15 protein-coding genes are annotated in these 18,506 nt (G+C 63.5%); all 15 read right to left on the reverse strand.

The window, feature by feature from the left end; translation table 11 throughout:
• Positions 1 to 93: 93 nt before the first annotated feature.
• On the reverse strand, positions 94 to 2,718 hold the full coding sequence (gene alaS, locus J7655_RS13660) for an alanine--tRNA ligase (RefSeq protein ID WP_230924911.1): 2,625 nt from the start codon (positions 2,716 to 2,718) through the stop codon (positions 94 to 96).
• Between the two features lie 123 nt (positions 2,719 to 2,841).
• The gene (gene ltaE, locus J7655_RS13665; protein WP_230924912.1) at positions 2,842 to 3,846 is read right to left on the reverse strand and encodes a low-specificity L-threonine aldolase; all 1,005 of its coding nucleotides are present in this window, start codon (positions 3,844 to 3,846) and stop codon (positions 2,842 to 2,844) included.
• 152 nt (positions 3,847 to 3,998) lie between these two features.
• The gene (gene astE / locus J7655_RS13670; protein ID WP_230924913.1) at positions 3,999 to 5,012 is read right to left on the reverse strand and encodes a succinylglutamate desuccinylase; all 1,014 of its coding nucleotides are present in this window, start codon (positions 5,010 to 5,012) and stop codon (positions 3,999 to 4,001) included.
• Positions 5,013 to 5,076: 64 nt separating this feature from the next.
• Entirely contained in the window at positions 5,077 to 5,355 is a 279-nt protein-coding gene (locus J7655_RS13675; RefSeq protein ID WP_230924914.1) for a topoisomerase II, read from the reverse strand.
• A 26-nt stretch (positions 5,356 to 5,381) separates the two neighbouring features.
• Complete coding sequence (gene astB / locus J7655_RS13680) at positions 5,382 to 6,728, reverse strand: N-succinylarginine dihydrolase (protein ID WP_230924915.1); 1,347 nt, start codon at positions 6,726 to 6,728, stop codon at positions 5,382 to 5,384.
• Positions 6,728 to 8,191, reverse strand: a complete 1,464-nt coding sequence (astD, locus tag J7655_RS13685) for a succinylglutamate-semialdehyde dehydrogenase (protein ID WP_230924916.1) — start codon at positions 8,189 to 8,191, stop codon at positions 6,728 to 6,730. Before astD ends, astB begins: the two co-directional genes overlap by 1 nt.
• 62 nt (positions 8,192 to 8,253) lie before the next feature.
• A complete protein-coding gene (gene astA, locus J7655_RS13690; RefSeq protein ID WP_230924917.1) occupies positions 8,254 to 9,270 on the reverse strand; it encodes an arginine N-succinyltransferase in 1,017 nt (338 codons plus the stop codon).
• Positions 9,271 to 9,352: 82 nt separating this feature from the next.
• Positions 9,353 to 10,369, reverse strand: coding sequence for an arginine/ornithine succinyltransferase subunit alpha (aruF, locus tag J7655_RS13695; RefSeq protein WP_230924918.1), 1,017 nt, complete (start codon positions 10,367 to 10,369; stop codon positions 9,353 to 9,355).
• Between the two features lie 164 nt (positions 10,370 to 10,533).
• The gene (locus J7655_RS13700) at positions 10,534 to 11,754 is read right to left on the reverse strand and encodes an aspartate aminotransferase family protein (protein ID WP_230924919.1); all 1,221 of its coding nucleotides are present in this window, start codon (positions 11,752 to 11,754) and stop codon (positions 10,534 to 10,536) included.
• Between the two features lie 350 nt (positions 11,755 to 12,104).
• A complete protein-coding gene (gene argR, locus J7655_RS13705; protein ID WP_230924920.1) occupies positions 12,105 to 13,085 on the reverse strand; it encodes a transcriptional regulator ArgR in 981 nt (326 codons plus the stop codon).
• 55 nt (positions 13,086 to 13,140) lie between these two features.
• Positions 13,141 to 13,905 carry an ABC transporter ATP-binding protein gene (locus J7655_RS13710; protein ID WP_230927726.1) on the reverse strand — a complete coding sequence of 255 codons (765 nt, stop codon included), beginning with the start codon at positions 13,903 to 13,905 and terminating at the stop codon, positions 13,141 to 13,143.
• 28 nt (positions 13,906 to 13,933) lie between these two features.
• A complete protein-coding gene (locus J7655_RS13715) occupies positions 13,934 to 14,632 on the reverse strand; it encodes an ABC transporter permease (protein ID WP_230924921.1) in 699 nt (232 codons plus the stop codon).
• Positions 14,633 to 14,642: 10 nt separating this feature from the next.
• The gene (locus tag J7655_RS13720; protein WP_230924922.1) at positions 14,643 to 15,332 is read right to left on the reverse strand and encodes an ABC transporter permease; all 690 of its coding nucleotides are present in this window, start codon (positions 15,330 to 15,332) and stop codon (positions 14,643 to 14,645) included.
• 163 nt (positions 15,333 to 15,495) lie between these two features.
• Positions 15,496 to 16,269: an ABC transporter substrate-binding protein gene (locus J7655_RS13725; RefSeq protein WP_197855872.1), complete on the reverse strand. Its 774-nt coding sequence runs from the start codon at positions 16,267 to 16,269 to the stop codon at positions 15,496 to 15,498.
• A gap of 518 nt (positions 16,270 to 16,787) precedes the next feature.
• Positions 16,788 to 18,488 carry an amidase gene (locus J7655_RS13730; RefSeq protein ID WP_230924923.1) on the reverse strand — a complete coding sequence of 567 codons (1,701 nt, stop codon included), beginning with the start codon at positions 18,486 to 18,488 and terminating at the stop codon, positions 16,788 to 16,790.
• Between the last annotated feature and the right edge of the window lie 18 nt (positions 18,489 to 18,506).

The following is an 18,506-nucleotide window of genomic DNA, read 5'->3' on the forward strand; positions in this document are numbered from 1 at the left end:
CCGCCTGAATCCTCGAAGGGCGCCCATTAAACCCGCATCGGGTCATACTGCCAAGGCCCGCCGGACGCACTGCGGGCCTCGCTTTCTCGCTCGTTACGAAGCCTGCTCGACCAGGGTGGCGGCCAGGGCCAGGGCTTCATCCAGTTTGCTGGCATCGACGCCGCCGCCCTGAGCCATGTCCGGGCGACCACCGCCCTTGCCGCCCACGACCGCAGCGGCCTGACGCATCAGGTCACCTGCCTTGAGCTTGGCGGTCAGATCCTGGGTCACACCGGCGACCAGCACCACCTTCTCGTCGAACACGCCGCCGAGCAGAATCACAGCGCTGCCCAGCTTGTTCTTCAGTTGATCGACCAGCGCCAGCAGCGCCTTGCCATCCATGCCATCGAGACGCGCAGCCAGCACCTTGGTGCCCTTCACGTCCACGGCCGAGCCGGCCAGGTCGTTACCGGCCGCGCTGGCGGCCTTGGCCTTGAGCTGCTCCAGCTCCTTTTCCAGCTGACGGTTGCGCTCAATCAGCGCCGAGAGCTTGTCCAGCACGTTGTCGCGGCTGCCCTTGACCAGAGAGGCGGCTTCCTTGAGCTGCTCCTCGGCGCCATTGAGCCAGGCCAGCGCTTGCGCGCCGGTGACCGCTTCGATACGCCGTACGCCAGCGGCCACGCCGCCTTCGCTGGTGATCTTGAACAGGCCGATGTCGCCGGTACGCGATACGTGGGTACCGCCGCACAGCTCGACGGAGAAGTCGTCGCCCATGCTCAGCACACGCACCTGATCACCGTACTTCTCGCCGAACAGCGCCATGGCGCCCTTGGCCTTGGCGGTTTCGATATCGGTTTCTTCGGTCTCGACCTCGGAGTTCTTGCGAATCTCGGCGTTGACGATGTCTTCCAGCTGTTTGATCTGCTCGGGCTTGATCGCCTCGAAGTGGCTGAAGTCGAAACGCAGGCGCTGACTGTCGACCAGCGAGCCCTTCTGCTGCACGTGCTCGCCCAGCACCTGACGCAACGCGGCGTGCAACAGGTGGGTAGCAGAGTGGTTCAGCGCGGTAGCCTGGCGCACGCCGGCTTCGGCTTCAGCCTTGACGCTGGTGCCGACACTCAGGCCGCCCTTGGCCACTACACCATGGTGCAGGAAGGCGCCACCGGCCTTGGTGGTGTCGCGTACGTCGAAGCGTACGCCAGCACTTTCCAGGTAGCCGCAGTCGCCAACCTGACCACCGGACTCAGCGTAGAACGGGGTCTGATCCAGCACCACCACGCCCTCCTCGCCTTCGGCGAGGCTGTCGACGGCAGTGCCAGCCTTGAACAGGGCGATGATCTTGCCGCTGCCGCTGGTGCCTTCGTAACCGAGGAAGCGGGTGTCGGCGTCGACCTTGACCAGCGAGTTGTAATCCATGCCGAAGGCACTGGCGGAACGGGCGCGCTCGCGCTGCGCTTCCATCTCGCGCTCGAAACCTTCTTCGTCCACCGACAGCTCACGCTCGCGGGCGATATCGGCGGTCAGGTCAACCGGGAAACCGTAGGTATCGTACAGCTTGAACACCACGTCGCCAGGAATGACATTGCCCTTGAGCTCGGCCAGATCCTGCTCGAGGATCTTCAGGCCCTGCTCCAGGGTCTTGGCGAACTGCTCTTCTTCGGTCTTCAGCACGCGTTCGATGTGCGCCTGCTGCTGCTTGAGTTCGGGGAAGGCTTCGCCCATCTCAGCCACCAGCGCGGCGACGATCTGGTAGAAGAAGCTGCCCTTGGCGCCCAGCTTGTTACCGTGACGGCAGGCGCGACGAACGATGCGGCGCAGCACGTAGCCACGACCTTCGTTGGACGGCGTGACGCCGTCGGCAATCAGGAAGCCGCAGGAGCGGATGTGATCCGCCACCACCTTCAGCGAAGCCTGGCCTTCGTTGGCGCAGCCGATGGCCTTGGCCGAAGCGTTCAGCAGGCTCTGGAACAGGTCGATCTCGTAGTTCGAGTTGACGTGCTGCAGCACGGCGCTGATGCGCTCCAGGCCCATGCCGGTGTCCACGCTCGGTGCCGGCAGCGGGTGCAGCACGCCGTCTGCAGTGCGGTTGAACTGCATGAACACGTTGTTCCAGATCTCGATGTAGCGGTCGCCATCTTCTTCCGGGCTGCCGGGTGGGCCACCCCAAATGTGCTCGCCGTGGTCGAAGAAAATCTCGGTGCAAGGGCCGCACGGGCCGGTGTCGCCCATCGCCCAGAAGTTGTCGGAAGCGTATGGCGCGCCCTTGTTGTCGCCGATGCGGATCATGCGCTCGGGTGGAACACCAATTTCCTTGTTCCAGATGTCGTAGGCTTCGTCATCGGTGGCGTAGACGGTGACCCAGAGCTTTTCCTTGGGCAGGTTCAGCCACTTGTCGGAGGTCAGGAATTCCCAGGCGTAATGGATGGCATCACGCTTGAAATAGTCGCCGAAGCTGAAGTTGCCCAGCATTTCGAAGAAAGTGTGGTGACGTGCGGTGTAGCCGACGTTTTCCAGGTCGTTGTGCTTGCCGCCGGCACGCACGCACTTCTGGCTGGTGGTGGCGCGGGTGTAGGCGCGCTTCTCCAGGCCCAGGAAGCAGTCCTTGAACTGGTTCATGCCCGCATTGGTGAACAGCAGGGTCGGGTCGTTCGCCGGAATCAGCGAGCTGGAAGCGACACGGGTGTGCCCTTTTTCTTCGAAGAAGCTCAGGAAGGCTTCACGGATTTCTGCGCTTTTCATAGGGATATCCACGGAATCAGGCGGCCACGGCAAAAGCCGGCAAAGGGCCGCATTATATCGGGCCTGTCGCCTGCGGCTAGTACCTTGTTGATAGCCGACAGCTATGAACTGTCGGCATCTTGCTCAATGAGAGCGGAAAGCGGCGAATGCCTCGATCACCTGCTCGATACCTGCGCTGCCCACACCCAGGTGGGTCACCAGGCGCAGGCGCGGCGCCGCCGTGACGGCGATGCCGCGCTCAGCCATAAAGGCCTTGATCGCGCCAGCACGCTCACCGAGCTGCACATAGACCATATTGGTCTGTACCGGCTCGACGCTGTAGCCCAGCTCACTGAGCGCCTCGCCCAGATGCGCGGCCTTGGCGTGATCCTCTGCTAGGCGCTCGACCTGATACTGCAGCGCATACAGCCCCGCCGCCGCCAGAACGCCAGCCTGACGCATGCCGCCACCGACCATCTTGCGCAGACGGCGCGCCTTGGCGATCAGCGCCGCGCTGCCACAGAGCACCGAGCCGACCGGTGCGCCGAGCCCCTTGGACAGGCACACCGACACCGAGTCGAAGTGCCGGGTGATTTCGCGAGCCGGCACCCCAAGCTTGACTGCCGCGTTGTACAGGCGGGCGCCATCCAGATGCAGGCTCAAGCCACGACGGTGCGTCAGCTCACGCGCAGCGGCCAGATAATCGAGCGGCAGCACCTTGCCCTGCATGGTGTTTTCCAGGGCCAGCAGGCGAGTACGGGCGAAGTGAAAGTCGTCCTGTTTGATCGCCGCTTCGACCTTGGCCAGATCCAGCGAGCCGTCGACCTCGCCTTCGATTGGCTGTGGCTGGATGGAACCGAGCACGGCGGCACCGCCACCTTCGTATTTATAGGTGTGCGCCTGCTGGCCGACGATGTACTCGTCACCGCGCTCGCAGTGGGCCATCAGGCCGAGTAGGTTGCTCATGGTGCCGGTGGGCACGAATAGCGCCGCCGCGAAACCCAGCTCATTGGCCAGCCAGGATTCCAGATGATTGGCCGTGGGGTCTTCGCCATACACGTCATCGCCCAGTTCAGCCGTCAGCATGGCCTCGCGCATGGCGGCGGTAGGTTGAGTGACGGTGTCGCTACGCAGGTCGATCAGGTGCATGACAGGCTTTCCCGGCAATTGGCGAAAGGCTCATGCTAATGAGGTCGCTCGGGCGGTGAAAGATACAGTTGCGCGATAAAGCCACTTGTCGACACCGTAGCCCGGATGCAATCCGGGGAAAATGTGCCGGTCATCCCCGGATTGCATCCGGGCTACGCCAGACCGGCGCCATCGTCGGGCACGATCAGGATGGCGGCGCGCAGGCCGTTCTTGACCTTGGGATTGGGGAAAATGATCCGCGCGCCCCGCTCCTCCACGATCCAGCGGGTATCGGCGATATCCTCGGCGAGCAGGTAGCCGGGCGCCAGCTCGGTGAAGTTCTCGATATCCGCCGGCAGGTGCAACTGGAAGCTGTCGCTGTGCTTGATCACTTCGCGCGACACAGCGAACAACTGCATGCCGTCGAGCGCCGGCTCAGCAGGGATCACTTCACGCCCTTCGATCAACGCCTGCAGCGTGTTTTCCAACAGGTCGAGATTGACCAGCTCGTTCTGGCCGAAGGCACGCGCCTTGCCCAGCTCCAGGGTGAAGGCCTCGGCGCCGAGTTTCGCATAGGTGTAGGCACTGAAGGTGGTCGATGCCTTGTTCTGCAGCAGCACTGCCTCGATACCGGCAGCGCGCAGACGCTGCAGCTCGCGGCGCGAGTGGGCGCGACCTTCCTGCCACGGATAGAGGGCGAACTGCTCGATCTTCGAGGCGCGAATGGCGGTATGCAGGTCGTAGTGCAGGCGTGTGCGGCCGCTATCCTTGCCAAAGAAGTTGACGCACAGGTGTTCCAGGTCGCAGGCACGGATGGCCTCGAAACCGCTGGACTGCTCATGACGACCGCTGAACAGGCGATTGAGGTCCTGTTCGACGTAACGCTCGCCCCGGCGCATGGCCTCGGGGTTGCCGAACAGAAAAAGAATGCGCGCTGCCGGGTGCAGCTCGTTGCGCGCGATACCGCGCAGCAGCCGGTCGAGCAGCTCGATAGGCGCGGTTTCGTTACCGTGGATACCGGCCGACAGCAGCAGGTCTAGGCCATTGTCGCGCGCAGCTGGCGGGGTCACCTCCAGCGCGCCTTCATCGAGCCAGCGCAAGCGCGTGCCATCGGGGGTCAGTTGAATCTTCGCCGACGGCTCGTGGCCGGCCAGGGTCAGCTCAAGCAGTTTGCCAAGGGCAAGCATGGGCACTCCTTGGTTCGCAGCCTCTTGGTGGGGTGGGCCGGGCGGCCCACCCTACAGGGCCTGATCAGTGGTTGCAGTCCGGGCCGTGAACATGATCATCCTCGTCCTGCTCCACCGGCTCCATCTCCAGTTGCAGGCTGACCAGGTTGGTGGCCTGCGGACGCAGCAGCAGGTTGGCGTACTCGGTATCGCCCTCCTCGACATCGACGCCGATCAGCAACTGATCGCCAACGGCCTGTACCCACAATTCCTTGCCCTGCCAGACCACGGCAAAGCGGGTGCAGGACGTTTCCAGTTGGGTGCCGTCGGTGTCTTCAAGAATCAGTTGCAGCGCGTCGCTCATACAATCTCCGGGAATCGCGGTCAGGTTCAGGCTATCTGGAAAGGATAGACCGAGCCCAGTTTAAGGATCTGTGTCAGTTCATCCAATGCCGTGCGGCATTCATTGAGCAATTGCGGGTCAGCCAGGTCGGCTTCGCTCAAACGATCGCGGTAGTGCTTGTCGACCCAGGCTACCAGGGTGTCGTGCAACGCGTCGCTTATCACCACGCCTGGATTGACCGCCGCCAGCTCCTGCTCATTGAGTGCCACGCGCAGTCGCAGGCAGGCCGGGCCACCGCCGTTCTGCATGCTCTGCTTGAGGTCAAACACACGCACCTCGCGGATAGGCCCGCCGCTGGCGGTCAATTGCTGCAGGTAACGCCAGACGCTGGCGTTGTTGCGGCACTCTTCCGGCACGATCAGCAACATGCTGCCATCGGCACGCGTCAGCAGCTGGCTGTTGAACAGATAGGAGCGCACCGCATCCTGCACGCTGACAGCCGAGCCCGGCACGCACACCGCCTGGAAATTACCGCCACGCCGCGCCAGCTTGTCGCCCAGTTCGGCCAAAACCTTGTCAGTATTCAGGAAGGCGTCCTGGTGATAGAACAGCACCTCACCGTTACCCACGGCGATCACGTCGTTGTGGAACACGCCCTGATCGATCACTGCCGGGTTCTGCTGGGCATAGACCACACCCGCTTCGCTCAGCCCGTGCAAGCGGGCGACGGCCTGGCTGGCCTCCAAAGTCTGTCGCGCGGGATAGCGCGCCGGCGCCGGGTAGCGGGTATCGAAGGCGCTGCGCCCGTAGACGAAAAACTCCACGCCGGCATCGCCATAACCCTTGCAGAAGCGCGTGTGGTTGGCCGCCCCTTCGTCACCGAACTGCATCACCGCCGGCAGCGCCGGATGATGGGCAAAGTGCGCCTGACTGGCGAACATCGCCTGCAACACGCGGCTGGTGGTCGGGTGCTCGATGCTGCGGTGGAACTTGCAATTGAGGTTGGCGGCGGTGAAATGCACGCGCCTATCGGCCGTATCGGCGCTGGGGCTGACGGTGCAGGCGTTGGCTGTCCACATGCTCGAGGCCGAGCAACTCGCCACGAGCAGCGGCATGGCCTCGCGGGCGGCGCGCTGGATCACCTCGGCATCGCTGCCGGCAAACCCCAGGCGACGCAGCTCAGCGACGGCGGGACGCTCCTGCGGGGCCAATACGCCCTGCTTGAAGCCCATGTCCATCAACGCTTTCATCTTCGCCAAACCCTGCCTGGCCGCTTCCTGGGGGTTCGACACGGCCTGGCTGTTGCTCTGCGAGGCGACGTTGCCGTAGGACAGGCCGCCGTAGTTATGCGTCGGCCCGACCAGGCCATCGAAATTCATTTCATAGGCAGTCATCACAGGGTCACTCCCGGCGTCAGGGTCGCGGGCAGGACCAGGCTTTCGCTTTCCAGCCCGGCCACCGGGTAGGCACAGTAATCCGCTGCGTAGTAGGCGCTGGCGCGGTGGTTGCCGGACGCGCCGATACCACCGAACGGCGCGGTGCTGGCAGCGCCGGTGAGCTGCTTGTTCCAGTTGACGATGCCAGCACGGCTATGCAGCCAGAACTGCTCGAAGCGCGCCCGCGAGTCGGACAACAGCCCCGCCGCCAGCCCGTAAACCGTGGCGTTGGCTTCGGCGATGGCCGACTCGAAATGGTCGTAGCGGATCACCTGCAACAGCGGGCCGAAAAACTCCTCATCGGCACGCTCATGCACGGCCGTGACATCGAGGATGCCGGGCGTCAGCAGCGCAGCACCTGCCTGCGGTTGGGTCATCGCCAGCAAGGCCGTGGCGCCCTTGGCGAGCAACTGCTGCTGCGCCTGCATCAACTGCGCGGCGGCCTGCAGGGAAATCACCGAACCCATGAACGGCGCCGGCTGCTCATCGAAACGCCCCACCCTGAGCTGTCCGGCGACCTGCACCAGGCGCGCCAGCAGCGCATCACCCCACGCCCCTTGCGGCACCAGCAGGCGCCGTGCGCAGGTACAGCGCTGACCAGCCGAGATAAACGCAGACTGGATGATGGTGTACACGGCAGCGTCGACATCAGCCACCTGATCGACGATCAGCGGGTTGTTGCCGCCCATCTCCAGCGCCAGGATCTTGTCCGGGCGCCCGGCGAACTGGGCGTGCAACAGGTTGCCGGTGCGACTGGAACCCGTGAAGAACACCCCGTCGATACCAGGGTGGCCAGCCAGGGCGATGCCGGTTTCACGACCGCCCTGCAGCAGGCTGAGTACGCCTGCCGGCAGCCCGGCCTCGATCCAGCATTGCACGGTCAGCTCGGCCACCTTCGGCGTCAGCTCGCTGGGTTTGAACAGCACGCAATTGCCCGCCAGCAGTGCCGGCACGATATGGCCGTTGGGCAGGTGACCGGGGAAGTTGTAGGGGCCGAATACCGCCACCACGCCATGTGGTTTGTGCCGCAACACAGCGGTGGCGTCGCCCAATGGGCCGCTCTTTTCACCGGTGCGTTCACGGTAGCTCTGGATGGAAATGGCCACCTTGCCGACCATGCTGTTCACTTCGGTGGCCGCTTCCCACAGCGGCTTGCCGGTCTCCTCGCCAATGGTTCGGGCCACTTCGTCGGCACGCGCCTTCAGGCAGGCGGCGAAACGCTCCAGTACGGCGATACGGCCATCCAGCGAGTAGGCAGCCCACTGCGAGAAGGCGCCACGTGCAGCGGCAACGGCCGCATCGACCTGCGCCGCCGTGGCGCTCTGGCCCTGCCACAGCACGCTCTGAGCAACCGGGTCGAGCGATTGCAGCAGCTCGCCCTGCCCCGGCTGCCACTGCCCGGCGATGTAATGAGTGTTCATCTTGTTCTACCACTCCCAGCATTCAACGACAGCCACTCGGGCCGCCGCGCAAAACTCATGATTCAGCCGTGTGCCGCCAGCGGCACGGCACGCACCACATCGCCGACGGTCAGGCGCAGACGCTTGGCTGTCTCCGGGGCGACCACCAGGGTGCCAGCCGCAAGGCGCGCCGGCGCAGCCGTGATGCGGCAGTCCTGCCGCTTGCGGTTGTGCACCAGAAACGGCTCGGCGTCATCGCCCGGCGTGCCGATGGCCAGCACCAGATGCTGGCTATCACGCACGGCGCGAATCTTCGCGGTTTGTGCCTCGATGGCCGGGCCGGCATCGAAGATGTCGACGTAGCCCTGATAACTGAAGCCCTCGGCCTTGAGCATGGCCAGCGCCGGCTCGGTGTCCGGGTGCACGCGACCGATCACCGCCCGCGCATCGTCGGAGAGGAAGCAGGTATAGAGCGGGAACTTGGGCATCAGCTCGGCGATGAAGGCCTTGTTGCCAACGCCGGTGAGGTAGTCGGCCTGGGAAAATTCCATCTTGAAGAAATGCCGGCCGAGGCTTTCCCAGAACGGTGAACGGCCACGCTCGTCGGACATGCCGCGCATCTCAGCGATCACCTTGTCGCCAAACAGTTCACGAAACTCGGCGATGAACAGAAAACGCGCCTTGGACAGCAGGCGACCATTGAGCCCGCTGCGATGATCGGCATGCAGGAACAGCGAGCACAACTCGGAGTTGCCGGTCAGGTCATTGGCCATGAACAGGGTCGGAATCGTCCGATGGATATCCAGTTCCTGCGAGGCGGTCACGGTCAAACCGACCCGGTAGTTGTACCAGGGCTCACGCAGGCCGACAGCACCAGCCACGGCAGAAATGCCCACCACCTTGCCGGCATCGTCTTCGAGCACGAACAGGTAGTCGGCATCGGCACGCACAGCCTCACCGCGAAACGCCTTTTCCGCCCAGCCAACCCGCTGCGCCAGACGCTCTTCGTTGGCCGGCAAGGTGGTCAGGCCGGCGCCGGTGCTGCGAGCCAGATCGATCAGCGCCGGCAAGTCGGCACTGCGCACGGGACGAACAATCATGTGATCCTCCGGATCAGCTATTAGCCACAAGCCACAGGTCAGCAGCCACAAAGGCTTGTAACGTGCAGCGTGTCGCCTGGATTCAAACCGCCACCAACCTGACACTGCCGCCTTCGCCCACGCCGAGCACTTCGGCGGCTTCGACGCTGAGGGTCACGGGCTTGCCCGGCACCCAGTCGAGATCGGCGACGATGGCGCGAAAATCCTGCAGTTGGCCGTTGCTGACCAGATACTGACGACCACCGGCTTCGGCCTCGCCGATTCTCACCGGCACCAGACGGCTCTGCGCGATGCTGCGGATACCCGAAGTACGCGCATGCAGGGTCGGGCCACCGTCGAAGATGTCGATGTAGTGATCGGTCTCGAAGCCTTCGCGCATGAGGATGTCGAAGGTGATCTGCGCACGCGGGTGCACCTGGCCCATGGCCTCCTGCGCCTCGTCCGAGAGCAGCGGCACATAGATCGGATAATGCGGCATCAACTCGGCGAGGAAGGTGCGACTCTTCAGCCCACACAGACGCTCGGCCTCGGCATAGTTCATGTCGAAGAAATTGCGCCCCACCGCATCCCAGAACGGCGAATCACCGTTCTCGTCGCTATGGCCGACGATTTCCACCACCACGGCATCGGCGAAACGCTCAGGATGACTGGCCATGAACAGCAGACGACCGCGCGAGTTGAGTTCGGCGAACACGGTCGAGACCAGCGGTCGCTCGACATAGAAACTGGTGAGCAGGCTGTTGCCGGTGAGGTCATGACACAGCGACAAGACGTGAATCTTGTTATGGATCTTCAGCTCGCGCGAATGATGCACGAAGGTTTCGTTGCGAAAGCTGTAGAACGGCTCGGAATAACCAGCCGAGGCGACGATGCCGGAGCAACCGACGAGCCGCCCGCTGGTCGTGTCCTCGAGGACGAAGAAGTAGGTTTCCTCACCATTGAAGCTGACTTCGGCAGAGAAAGACGACTCCGATGCGACGATCTTGTCACCCAGGCGCTCCGCGTCATCGGGCAGCGAAGTGACGCCGACCGGGCTGTCAGCAGCCAGACGCTGCACATGAGCCAGGTCTGCCATTTGCGCGGGGCGCATCACCAGCATGGGGTCACTCCTTCTAAACAGGGTATTCGTAGCCCGGGTCGGGCAAACAACCATGGGAGGCGCTTTCGGCTCGGGCATCCTGCTTCGCTCTATCGCCTGCCTCCATGCAGTCGCAGCGACGATCGTCGCGGCTAAAGCCCCTCCCACAATAAGTCAGCAAGGCCTCAGGCCGCTGTCAGTTTGCTCAGCGCATGTTCGAAACGGGCCAGGCCTTCGTCGATATCGGCGTCTTCGACCACCAGGCTCGGGGCGAAACGCAGTACGTCCGGGCCAGCCTGCAGAATCATCAGGCCTTCGGCCGTGGCAGCATCGAGCACCTGCTTGGCCTTGCCCTGCCACTTGTCATTGAGCACGCAGCCGAGCAGCAGGCCCATACCACGTACCTGCTCAAACAGACCGTATTGCTTGCCGAGCGCCAGCAGGCGGGTCTTGAACTGTTCGCTCTTGGCCTTGACGCCGTCCAGCGTCTGACGGGTGTTGACGATGTCCAGCACCGCCTCAGCGACCGCACAGGCCAGTGGGTTGCCGCCGTAGGTGGTGCCGTGGGTGCCAGGCGAAAAATGCTTGGCCAGTTCGGTGGTGGTGAGCATGGCCGCGATGGGGAAGCCGCCACCCAGGCTCTTGGCGCTGGAGAGAATGTCCGGCACCACGCCGTAATGCATGTAGGCGAACAATTCGCCACTGCGGCCCATGCCGCTCTGCACTTCATCGAACACCAGCAGCGCATTGTGCGCATCGCACAGCGCACGGGCGCCTTCCAGGTAGGCCTTCTCGGCAGGCAGCACGCCGCCCTCGCCCTGGATCGGCTCCAGTACCACGGCGCAGGTCTTGTCGGAAATGGCAGCCTTCAGCGCCTCCAGATCGTTGTACGGCACATGGGTGATGCCCTGGATCTTCGGCCCGAAACCGTCGGAATACTTCGGCTGACCACCGACGCTGACGGTGAACAGGGTGCGGCCGTGGAAGCTGTTGGTGGCGGCGATGATCTCGTGCTTGTCCGGGCCGAAACGGTCATGGGCAACACGCCGCGCCAGCTTGAACGCGGCTTCGTTGGCCTCGGCGCCGGAGTTGCAGAAGAACACGCGCTCGGCAAAGGTCGCCTCGACCAGCTTCTTGCCCAGGCGCAGGGTCGGCTCGTTGGTGAACACGTTGGAGATGTGCCAGAGGGTGTTGGCCTGCTCGGTCAGCGCGGCGACCAGCGCAGGGTGGCAGTGGCCGAGCACGTTGACGGCGATGCCGCCGGCGAAATCGATCAGCTCGCGACCGCTCTCATCCCAGACTCGCGAACCCAGGCCGCGCACGGGGACGAAGGCAGCAGGGGCGTAGTTGGGGACCATGAACTGGTCGAAGTCGGCGCGTTGCACCGCATCGTGCTGAACGGACATCAAAGCTCTCCTGATGAGAAATACCGGCCGTTGGCAGACGAAAAAACGCCCGAAACGACAGGGAATGCAAGGATTGTAGGGACTGAATCAGGGCCGGCATTGTCGCCATGCGACAACTTCTTACAGCGCCACCCCAGGATTTCCACGGGTTTTCGTCGAAGCGACAGAAAGCGTCGGAAAGGCGCAGTTTAATCGCAGATCACCACCTGGAGCACGCCGTAGGAAAAAATCTCCGCAGGCTGACCGGTCGGTATCGAAAAACCTGCTCGCGTAGCCCGGAGGAAATCCGGAGCCGGCACCAGATCGCCCCGGATTTCATCCGGGCTACCGCAGCATGGAAGCGAGCTGGATCAACCGCGCTCGACGGGCGTCGAGGTCAGCTCGAACGGGCTGTTGCTGCGGCGCTGGTTGCGGTCGTCACGCGGCGTGGCGCCAAAGAAGTTGCGGTAGGCACTGGAGAAATGCGGCCCCGAGGAGAAGCCGCAGGAGAGGCCGATCTGGATGATCGACTTGCTGGTCTGCATCAAGAGCTGGCGTGCCTTGTTCAGGCGCAGCTCCAGGTAATACTGACTGGGCACACGATTGAGGTACTGCTTGAAGATGCGCTCCAGTTGCCGACGCGACACGCAGACATGCTGGGCGATTTCGTCGGTGGTCAGCGGCTCCTCGATGTTGGCTTCCATCAGCAGCACCGCCTGGGTCAGCTTGGGGTGGCTGGAGCCGAGGCGATTTTGCAGCGGAATACGCTGGCGCTCACCGCCCTCGCGAATACGCTCGACCACCAGTTCCTCGCTCACCGCGCCGGCCAGTTCGGCGCCGTGATCACGCGCCAGCACCGCCAATAGCAAGTCGAGCACGGCCATGCCGCCGCAGGCGGTCAGGCGATCACGATCCCAGTCGAACAGATGGCTGGTGGCGATGACCTTGGGGAAGCGCTCGGAAAAATCATCCTGCCAGCGCCAGTGCACCGCCGCGCGGTAACCATCGAGCAGACCGAGCTGCGCCAGCGGATAGACCCCGGCTGACAGCCCGCCAATCACACAGCCGCTGCGCACCTGCTGCTTGAGTGCAGCGGCCAGCCCAGCAGACACCTGCGCCGGCGGCGCATCGGCCAGCAGGAACAGCTTGTCCAGGCCGTCCATATGCCCGGCCCAGGGCTCGCCCGGCAGACGCCAGTCACCGGCCGCCAGCGGCTCGGCCTGAAGAAACACCAGTTCGTACACCACTTCGGGGTGTACGCGCTGAGCGACACGCAGCGCTTCCTCCGCCAGGGACAGGGTCAGGGCTTTGGTGCCAGGCCAATACAAAAAGCCGATTCGATGGGGGGTCATTAGCGTCTATTCAATAGGTTCAACGCACCAGTTAAGTGCGCAGTCTAGCTTCTTATTATTTGAGACTGCCGGAAAGAAACTGCTTGAGCCGCTCGGATTGCGGATTGGCCAGCACTTCCCTCGGGCAACCGCGTTCTTCCACCAGCCCTTTGTGCAGGAACACCAACTGGTTCGACACCTCGCGGGCAAAACCCATTTCGTGGGTCACCACCACCATGGTGCGGCCTTCACCGGCCAGGTCCTGCATCACTTTGAGCACTTCGCCGACCAGCTCCGGGTCGAGCGCCGAAGTCGGCTCATCGAACAGCATCACTTCCGGCTCCATCGCCAGGGCACGGGCGATGGCCACGCGCTGCTGCTCGCCGCCGCTCATGTGCGCCGGGTAGGCGTCCTTGCGGTGCGCCACGCCGACCTTGGCCAGGTAGTGCTCGGCCTTGTCACGGACTTCGGCCTTGTTCATGCCCAGCACATGCACCGGCGCTTCCATGACGTTCTCCAGGGCGCTCATGTGCGACCACAGGTTGAAGTGCTGGAACACCATGGCCAGGCGCGAGCGCATGCGTTGCAACTGCCTGGCATCGGCGGCGCGCAAGGAACCATCCTTGGCCGGCACCAGCTTCAGTTCTTCGTTGTTGAGCAGGATCTTGCCGGCATGCGGCTGTTCCAGCAGGTTCAGGCAGCGCAGGAAGGTACTTTTGCCCGAGCCACTGGAGCCGATGATGCTGATCACGTCGCCGGCCTTGGCCGCCATCGACACACCCTTGATCACCTCATGGCTGCCGTAGCGCTTGTGCAGGTCCTGAACTTCGAGTTTGTACATGTTCGGGTTCTCTTCAATCGTCATGGCATCAGGCCTTGCGTGGTGCCAGATAAGCCAGCCAGCGGCGTTCGGCCAGTTTGAACAGGCGCACCAGGATGAAGGTGAGTACCAGGTAGAACAGGCCGGCAGTGACGTAGGCCTCGAACGGCAGGTAGTACTGCGAGCTGACAGTCTTGGCCGCGCCGGTGATGTCGATCAGGGTCACCACCGAGGCCAGGCTGGTGGTGTGCAGCATCATGATCACCTCATTGCTGTACTGCGGCAGCGCACGGCGCAACGCCGACGGCAGCAGAATGCGCCGATACAGCTTGCTGCGCGACATGCCCATGGCCTTGGCCGCCTCGATCTCGCCGGGCGGTGTGGCCTTGAGGCTGCCCGCGAGGATTTCCGCAGTGTAGGCACTGGTGTTGATGGCAAAGGCCAGGCAGGCGCAGAAGGTGGCGCTGGACAGGTAAGGCCACAGGAAACTCTCGCGCACGGCCTCGAACTGGGCCAGGCCGTAGTACAGCAGGTACAGCTGCACCAGCATCGGCGTGCCACGGATCACGTAGGTGTAGAGCCAGGCCGGGAAGTTGATCAGCTTTTGCCTGGACACGCGCATGATCGCCAGCGGCACCGCCAGCAGCAGGCCCACGGCCAGCGCGATGATCAGCAGCTTGAGGGTCACCAGCACGCCGCCGAAATACAGCGGCAAGCTGTCGAGTACCACGTTGTAATCGAAAAGCATGGTCACTCCCTCAGAGTTCGGCGGCTTTCACGCCGACCGAATAGCGCCGTTCGAGATAGCGCAGCACCAGCAGCGAGACACTGGTGATCGCCAGGTACACCGCTGCCGCCAGGAGGATGTAGGTAAACGGCTCACGGGTGGCATCACCGGCGCTCTTGGCGCGGGCCATCATGTCCTGCAGGCCGACCAGGGAAATCAGCGCGGTGGCCTTGACCAGCACCAGCCAGTTGTTGGTGATGCCGGGAATCGCCAGGCGGATCATCTGCGGCACGAGGATGCGCAAGAACACCCGCAGCGGGCTCATGCCATAGGCCTGCCCCGCCTCGGCCTGCCCTTTCGGGATCGCCATGAAGGCGCCACGAAAGGTCTCCGATAGATAGGCGCCGTAAATGAAGCCCAAGGTGCCGACACCGGCCACGAACGGGTTGATGTCGATGTAGTCCTCATGCCCCAGTAACGGAGCGATGCGATTCACCAGATCCTGACCGCCAAAGAAAATCAGCAGGATCAGCACCAGCTCGGGAATGCCACGAATCACCGTGGCATAGGTCTCACCCAGCAGCGCCAGCCATCTCACCGGCGACAGACGAAACGCCGCGCCAAGCAGGCCAAGCGCGACGGCGACCGCCATCGACAGCAACGCCAACTGCACGGTAAGCCAGGCACCGTCGAGAATGGTCGAGCCGTAGCCTTGAAGCATGCGCCAATACCTCTCAGGCACCAGAGTGGCGCCGTATCGCACAAAGAAAATGGATGTTGTCTGCCCGCCAGCTCAGGCGAGCAGCGGAGCCCTACGGACTAACCAAGAAAAAAGTGGCACAACCTCGGCAAAGGTTAGTGCCACTTCATCTGCCTCGGTGCGTTTACTCGCCGTAAACGTCGAAGTCGAAGTACTTGTCCTGCACTTCCTTGTACTTGCCGTTGGCGCGAATGGCCAGAATGGCCGCACTGATCTTGTCAGCCAGTGCCTTGTCGCCCTTGCGCACGGCGATGCCCTGGCCTTCGCCGAAATACTTCACGTCGGTGAAGTCCGGGCCGACGAAGGCAAAGCCCTTGCCGCCATCCGTCTTGAGGAAACCGTCATCGATGTTCACCGAGTCGGCCAGGGTGGCGTCCAGACGGCCGGACTGCATGTCCAGGAACACTTCGTTCTGCGAGCTGTAGCGCACGATTTCGGCGCCGGCCGGGGCGAAGATGTCGGTGGCGTAACGGTCATACACGGACGAGCGCTGCACGCCGATCTTCTTGCCTTTCAGGTCGACCAGCGGATCTTTCAGCTCGGTGCCGGCTTTCATCGCCAGCTTGGCTGGGGTGGCGTAGTACTTGCCGGTGAAGTCGACGGACTTCTTGCGGTCTTCGGTGATCGACATGGACGACAGCACGGCGTCGAACTTGCGCACTTTCAGTGCCGGGATCAGACCGTCGAACTCCTGCTCGATCCACTTGCACTCGACCTTCATCTCTTCGCACAGGGCGTTGCCGATGTCGTAGTCGAAACCGGCAATCTGGCCATCGGGCGTCTTGAATGCGAAGGGCGGGTATGCCGCCTCGATGCCAATGCGCAGCGGTTTTTCAGCCAGGGCCAGGGGCGACATCAGGGACAGCGCCAGGGCGCCGAGCAGTGCGATCTTCTTCATTCTTTGCTCCTTCGAATTGGGTATGGCATCGATGGCAGTGAGGGCCCGGGCCTTTTATGGATTGTAGAAGGCGGTGCTGCGCCGTCGTGGTGGAGGGCGGCAAAGGGGCCTTGGCTGGGTGTGCGGCATTCTAGCGGCAGGCAATGAGGCGATATTTCCTCAATGCGACAACTAATTACAGAAGCACAGACTGCTCAGGGCGCGGATATTGACAGCCTGCAAAAGGAGTGATCAAGCACAAAAAGGTAAACGGATGTCTGCAGCAATACTCAGGCCATGAAACAGCAAAAGCCCGATTCATTGGCCTCAAAGCTTCTCGAGCATTCTATTGGGCGCTGAAATGGCCGCGCCGCAGCGCACCAACGTTCCCTAATCGCCCATTCGGCTGCGCGATGTTACCGCCGCAAGCGCCCTCCCCGGGTCATGCAACCGGCCGACACACTCGCGCCTGCACAACGCTCGAGCAAAATTTTTCGCGGCGAGGGCACCAGGCCTACAACCCCAGGCGACCGGTCACCTCATAACGCCGGCGTACGCGGCGGCACCAGACGCTTGTTGCCGGTGGATTCGTAGGCTGCCGCCAGTTGCAGCAACGCCGAATCGTCATAGGCACGGCCGGCGAAGGTCAGCCCGACTGGCATGCCGATATCGGCCATCACCCCCATCGGCACGGTGACGGTCGGCACACCCAGGTGACGAATCGCCAGGTTGCCGTTGGCCACCCACACGCCATTGCTCCAGGCAATATCGGCGGACGCCGGATTGACGTCGGCATCGGCCGGGCCGACATCGGCCACGGTGGGGAACAACACCGCATCCAGGCCCAGCTGCGCCATCCAGTCCTCCAGGTCGATCTTGCGCGTGTACTCCAGACCGCGAAGGCCATCGGGTAACGTGGCGATCTGGTCCCACTGTTTGATACCGCGCTTGGCCATGTTGACGTATTCGTCCATCCCCGCCGCCAGATCGCCCTCGCGGTTCGGCAGCGTGCCCGGATCGTGGGGGAAGATCTGCGGGCCATCGACATCGGCCAGACGGTTGAGCTTGGGGTCGCCATTGGCGCGCAGAAAGTCGTCGAAGGCCCAGCCGCTCAGCTCCCACAGCTCGTCATGGAGGAACTCAGGGGTGACGATGCCGCGATTGAACACGGTCGGCGCTCCGGGTCGGTCGCCCTCGCAGTTCGACACCAGCGGGAAATCCACCTCCACCACCTCGGCGCCGGCCGCTTCCAGCGCCTCGCGCGCCGCCTCCCACAGGGCAATCACCGTTGGCCGGGTATGAATGCGCTGGCCGGTCGGCCCGCCAATGCCCGGATTCTCGCTGGTGCCGGCCAGGCCATCCTTGTTGATGAACATCTTCGGCACGCCGAGGCGCTTGCCTTGCAGTGCGTCGGCCTTGGCGGCCAGCGCCAGGTAGGACGCAGGGCGCACCTCGGAAGCGCGCGGAATCGGCACCCAGGGCTGCATGCGCCAGAGGTCGCCACGCGTATCCGGATCATCGGCCACCACCACATCCAGCACTTCCAGAAGATCGGCCATGCTGCGGGCATAGGGCACCACCACATCCATGGTCGGTGTCAGCGGCCAGTTGCCACGCACCGAGATCACCCCGCGCGACGGTGTGTAGGCGCACAGGCCGTTGTTCGAGGCCGGGCCGCGTCCGCTGGACCAGGTTTCCTCGGCCAGGCCGAAGGCACAGAAGCTGGCAGCGGTGGCGGTACCGGCGCCATTGGACGAGCCGGAAGCGAACGGCGCGGTCAGGTAATCGGCGTTATAGGGGCTTTCCGCACGGCCATAGACGCCGCGCTGCATGCCGCCATTGGCCATCGGCGGCATATTGGTCTTGCCCAGGCAGATGGCGCCAGCCGCGCGCAGGCGCTCGATGGTGAAGGCATCGCGCTGCGCCACCAGATCCTTGAATGCCGGGCTGCCCGAGGCAGCCGTCATGCCCTTGACCAGGTAGCTGTCCTTGGCGGTGTAAGGGATGCCATCGAGCGGACTCAGCGTCTCACCACGGGCGCGGCGCGCATCGGAGGCTTCGGCCTCTTTCAAGGCATCGGGGTTGCGCACCACCACCGCGTTGAGCCGGGTCGGCGTATCCGCGCCGTCATAGGCGTCAATACGCGCCAGGTAGGCCTTGACCAGCTCGACCACCGTGGTGCGGCCGGACTCCAGCGCGGCGCGCAGCTCGGCAATGGAAACTTCGGTTACCTCGATCATGGTGTCATCACTCGCAGA

The organism is Pseudomonas wenzhouensis (assembly GCF_021029445.1).
In the GTDB taxonomy this organism is placed as follows: Bacteria; Pseudomonadota; Gammaproteobacteria; order Pseudomonadales; family Pseudomonadaceae; genus Aquipseudomonas; species Aquipseudomonas wenzhouensis.

What these genes read in the sequence shown, in the direction of transcription:
- alaS (WP_230924911.1), bottom strand. Translation starts at nt 2,718, where the DNA reads ATGAAAAGCGCAGAAATCCGTGAAGCCTTCCTGAGCTTCTTCGAAGAA.
- ltaE (WP_230924912.1), bottom strand. Translation starts at nt 3,846, where the DNA reads ATGCACCTGATCGACCTGCGTAGCGACACCGTCACTCAACCTACCGCC.
- astE (WP_230924913.1), bottom strand. Translation starts at nt 5,012, where the DNA reads ATGCTTGCCCTTGGCAAACTGCTTGAGCTGACCCTGGCCGGCCACGAG.
- J7655_RS13675 (WP_230924914.1), bottom strand. Translation starts at nt 5,355, where the DNA reads ATGAGCGACGCGCTGCAACTGATTCTTGAAGACACCGACGGCACCCAA.
- astB (WP_230924915.1), bottom strand. Translation starts at nt 6,728, where the DNA reads ATGACTGCCTATGAAATGAATTTCGATGGCCTGGTCGGGCCGACGCAT.
- astD (WP_230924916.1), bottom strand. Translation starts at nt 8,191, where the DNA reads ATGAACACTCATTACATCGCCGGGCAGTGGCAGCCGGGGCAGGGCGAG.
- astA (WP_230924917.1), bottom strand. Translation starts at nt 9,270, where the DNA reads ATGATTGTTCGTCCCGTGCGCAGTGCCGACTTGCCGGCGCTGATCGAT.
- aruF (WP_230924918.1), bottom strand. Translation starts at nt 10,369, where the DNA reads ATGCTGGTGATGCGCCCCGCGCAAATGGCAGACCTGGCTCATGTGCAG.
- J7655_RS13700 (WP_230924919.1), bottom strand. Translation starts at nt 11,754, where the DNA reads ATGTCCGTTCAGCACGATGCGGTGCAACGCGCCGACTTCGACCAGTTC.
- argR (WP_230924920.1), bottom strand. Translation starts at nt 13,085, where the DNA reads ATGACCCCCCATCGAATCGGCTTTTTGTATTGGCCTGGCACCAAAGCC.
- J7655_RS13710 (WP_230927726.1), bottom strand. Translation starts at nt 13,905, where the DNA reads ATGTACAAACTCGAAGTTCAGGACCTGCACAAGCGCTACGGCAGCCAT.
- J7655_RS13715 (WP_230924921.1), bottom strand. Translation starts at nt 14,632, where the DNA reads ATGCTTTTCGATTACAACGTGGTACTCGACAGCTTGCCGCTGTATTTC.
- J7655_RS13720 (WP_230924922.1), bottom strand. Translation starts at nt 15,332, where the DNA reads ATGCTTCAAGGCTACGGCTCGACCATTCTCGACGGTGCCTGGCTTACC.
- J7655_RS13725 (WP_197855872.1), bottom strand. Translation starts at nt 16,269, where the DNA reads ATGAAGAAGATCGCACTGCTCGGCGCCCTGGCGCTGTCCCTGATGTCG.
- J7655_RS13730 (WP_230924923.1), bottom strand. Translation starts at nt 18,488, where the DNA reads ATGATCGAGGTAACCGAAGTTTCCATTGCCGAGCTGCGCGCCGCGCTG.